Source organism: Cupriavidus basilensis (assembly GCF_029335485.1).
Taxonomy (GTDB): domain Bacteria; phylum Pseudomonadota; class Gammaproteobacteria; order Burkholderiales; family Burkholderiaceae; genus Cupriavidus; species Cupriavidus basilensis_E.
In genome coordinates this window covers 1-3,753 of sequence record NZ_JARJLM010000573.1, presented here as the reverse complement: position 1 = coordinate 3,753, position 3,753 = coordinate 1, and the positions used below count along the sequence as shown (strand labels likewise).

General features: G+C 66.4%; 2 protein-coding genes and 1 pseudogene. 1 reads left to right on the top strand and 2 read right to left on the bottom strand.

The features are described 5' to 3' along the window. Nucleotides 1–117, bottom strand: a pseudogene (locus P3W85_RS35585) (Smr/MutS family protein); the annotation flags it as partial. A gap of 206 nt (nt 118–323) precedes the next feature. Then, nucleotides 324–1,271 (bottom strand): thioredoxin-disulfide reductase, encoded by a 948-nt coding sequence (gene trxB, locus P3W85_RS35580; protein WP_017228483.1) that lies wholly within the window; start codon nt 1,269–1,271, stop codon nt 324–326. 168 nt (nt 1,272–1,439) lie between these two features. On the opposite strand from trxB, the gene P3W85_RS35575 reads away from it, so the two are divergent. After that, a partial coding sequence (locus P3W85_RS35575; protein WP_276268215.1) for a DNA translocase FtsK occupies nt 1,440–3,753 on the top strand: 2,314 nt, incomplete at its 3' end.

The following is a 3,753-nucleotide window of genomic DNA, read 5'->3' as shown; positions in this document are numbered from 1 at the left end:
GCGGCGTTCGGCTTCGCGCCGCTCGGTATCGGCCTTGAGGGAGTCGCGCAGGCCGGACAGGTCGGTCAGGCCGAAGCGCTTGGGCGGGCTGGCGGGCTTTTTGGCGCCGTGCGTCATGAGGGTCTCGTCTCTGGGGTGCTCGGCGTGATTATAGGGTGGGGCGCAGGGGAGGGGTACCGCGGGCGCGGCCCGGATAGTTTGCGTGGCATCATGCCAGGCACCGGGGCGGTGCCCTGCCAGCGCCGGCGATGCTGTTGCGCAGCATCACCGGCATCGGGCCGCGTGCGGGAAGGGCGTGGCCCGACCCTTGCCGCGCCATTGCCTTACTGCAGCGCCTCCACAAAGCGCTGCGCATCCAGTGCCGCCATGCAGCCGGTGCCGGCGCTGGTGATGGCCTGGCGGTAGATGTGGTCCTGCACGTCGCCGGCGGCGAACACGCCCGGAATGCTGGTGGCGGTGGCATCGCCGGCCAGGCCGGTCTTGGTCACGATATAACCGTTGTGCATATCGAGCTGGCCGGCGAACAGGTCGGTATTGGGCTTGTGGCCGATGGCGATGAACACGCCCGCCAGCTTGATTTCTTCGGCCTTGTCGCCCTGGGCATCGCGCACCTTGATGCCGGTCACGCCCGAATCGTCGCCCACCACCTCGTCCAGCACGGTGTTGTAGCGGATTTCGATGCGCCCTTCCTTCACGCGCTGGAGCAGGCGGTCGACCAGGATCGGTTCGGCGCGGAACTTGTCGCGGCGGTGGATCAGGGTGACCTTGCTGGCGATATGCGACAGGTAGAGTGCTTCTTCCACCGCGGTATTGCCGCCGCCGACCACCGCCACTTCCTGGTTCTTGTAGAAGAAACCGTCGCAGGTGGCGCAGGCCGACACGCCGCGGCCCATGAACAGTTCTTCCGACGGCAGGCCGAGGTACTGGGCCGAGGCGCCGGTGGCGATGATCAGCGAGTCGCAGGTGTACTCGCCGGCATCGCCGACCAGGCGGATCGGGCGCTCGGTCAGCTTGGCGGTATGGATGTGATCGAAGATGATTTCGGTGTTGAAGCGCTCGGCATGCTCCAGGAAACGCTGCATCAGTTCAGGGCCCTGCACGCCGTTGGCATCGGCTGGCCAGTTCTCCACGTCGGTGGTGGTCATCAGCTGGCCACCCTGGGCCAGGCCGGTGATCAGCACCGGCTGGAGGTTGGCGCGGGCCGCGTAGACGGCGGCGGTATAGCCGGCGGGGCCGGAACCGAGAATCAGCACTTTTGCGTGTTTGGCCATGATGCTTTCCTGTGGCTGGTGCGCCTTGATGCGCACTAGCGTGAATCGAAACCAGCATTATAAGTGGACCGGCGTTTGCTCACTGTTGCAAATTCCAATGGGAGCGATAGCCCCGCCCAAGGTTAAAATGACCGGCACTACAACCCCAGACCGCGACCCCGACCAGGCATGGCCCGAGCTTCTACCACAACACGTACCGATCCTTCCGCCTTGCCCTCCCGCATCGGCAAGCTGCTGGGCGAGGTGCGCTGGTTCCTGTTGCTGGCTGTCACACTGGCCTTCCTCTGCATCCTGGCCAGCTACAGCAAGGCGGACCCCGGCTGGTCGCACGCCAACCAGGTGGCCGACATCCACAACCTGGGCGGCCGCGTCGGCGCCTGGCTGGCCGACGTGCTGTTCTTCATCTTCGGCTTTTCCGCCTACTGGTGGGCGGTGCTGCTGGTGCGGCGCTGCTGGCGCGGCTGGCGCGCACTGACCGCCGAACTGCCCGAACGTACCAGCGAGGCGCGCCAGGGGCTGGTGGTGAGCTGGATCGGCTTCGGCCTGTCGCTGACTGCCAGCATGGGCCTGGAAGCCATCCGCATGTATCCGCTGCGCTCGGCGCTGCCGCGCGCTCCCGGCGGCGTGCTGGGCGACCTGCTGGGCGGGTGGATGCAGATGGCGCTGGGTTTCACCGGCGCCACCTTGCTGCTGCTGCTGACCCTGGCGATCGGCCTGTCGCTGTTCTTCCACTTCTCCTGGCTGTCGGTGGCCGAGCACGTGGGCGGTTTCGTCGAGAACCTCTTCCTCGGTTTCAAGGCGCGCCGCGAGAGCAAGCAGGACCGCATCATCGGCGAGGCAGCCAAGGTGGTGCGCACCGAAACCGTGGAAGTGCAGCGGGTCAAGATCGAGGAGGCGGCGCCGGTGCAGATCGTGCGGCCCCAGGCCGTGCCCAAGCACGAGCGGGTGGAGCGCGAGAAGCAGCAGCCGCTGTTCGCCGATATCCAGGATTCCGACCTGCCGCCGCTGGCGCTGCTGGACCCGATTCCGGCGCACCAGGAAACCGTCAGCGCGGAAACCCTGGAATTCACCTCGCGCCTGATCGAGAAGAAACTCAAGGACTTCGGTGTCGAGGTCAAGGTGGTGGCGGCCTATCCGGGCCCGGTCATCACCCGCTACGAAATCGAGCCGGCCACCGGCGTCAAGGGCAGCCAGGTGGTCAACCTGGCGCGCGACCTGGCGCGGTCCCTGTCGCTGGTCTCCATCCGCGTGGTGGAAACCATTCCGGGCAAGGTCTACATGGGGCTGGAACTGCCCAATCCCAAGCGCCAGACGGTGCGGCTGTCGGAAATCCTCGGCTCGCAGGTCTACAACGAGAGCGCGTCCAGCCTCACCATGGCGCTGGGCAAGGACATCGCCGGCAAGCCGATGGTGGCGGATCTCGCCAAGATGCCGCACTGCATGGTGGCCGGCACCACCGGTTCCGGCAAGTCGGTGGGCATCAACGCCATGATCCTGTCGCTGCTGTACAAGGCCAAGGCCGAACAGGTGCGGCTGATCCTGATCGATCCCAAGATGCTCGAGATGAGCGTCTACGAAGGCATCCCGCACCTGCTGTGCCCGGTGGTGACCGATATGCGCCAGGCCGGCAACGCCCTGAACTGGGCGGTCGGCGAGATGGAGCGGCGCTACAAGCTGATGAGCAAGCTGGGTGTGCGCAACCTGGCCGGCTACAACAAGAAGATCGACGAAGCCGCCGCGCGCGAGGAGAAGATACCCAACCCCTTCAGCCTGACCCCGGACGCGCCCGAGCCGCTCGAGAAGGTGCCGATGATCGTGATCGTCATCGACGAGCTGGCCGACCTGATGATGGTGGTGGGCAAGAAGGTGGAAGAGCTGATCGCGCGCATCGCGCAGAAGGCGCGCGCCGCCGGCATCCACCTGGTGCTGGCCACGCAGCGGCCGTCGGTCGACGTCATTACCGGCTTGATCAAGGCCAATGTGCCGACCCGCATCGCCTTCCAGGTCAGCAGCAAGATCGATTCGCGCACCATCCTCGACCAGCAGGGCGCGGAGGCGCTGCTGGGCATGGGCGACATGCTCTACCTGGCGCCTGGCACCGGCCTGCCGATCCGCGTCCACGGTGCCTTCGTCTCCGATGACGAAGTGCACCGCGTGGTCGAGAAACTCAAGGAAGGCGGCGAGACCAACTATATCGAGGGCATCCTCGAAGGCGGCGTGGCCGAGGGCGACATGGGCAGCGACGGCATGGGCGGTGGCGCCGGCATCGGTGGCGGTGGCGGCGAGGCCGATCCACTCTACGACCAGGCCGTCGAGGTGGTCCTGAAGAACCGCCGCGCATCGATTTCCCTGGTGCAGCGACACCTGCGCATCGGCTACAACCGCGCCGCGCGGCTGCTCGAGGATATGGAAAAGGCGGGGCTGGTATCCGCCATGTCCGGCAACGGCAACCGCGACATCCTGAGCCCGGCCGGCCCCACCC

Coding starts and splice junctions, on each gene's coding strand:
- trxB (WP_017228483.1), bottom strand. CDS start 1,271: ATGGCCAAACACGCAAAAGTGCTGATTCTCGGTTCCGGCCCCGCCGGC.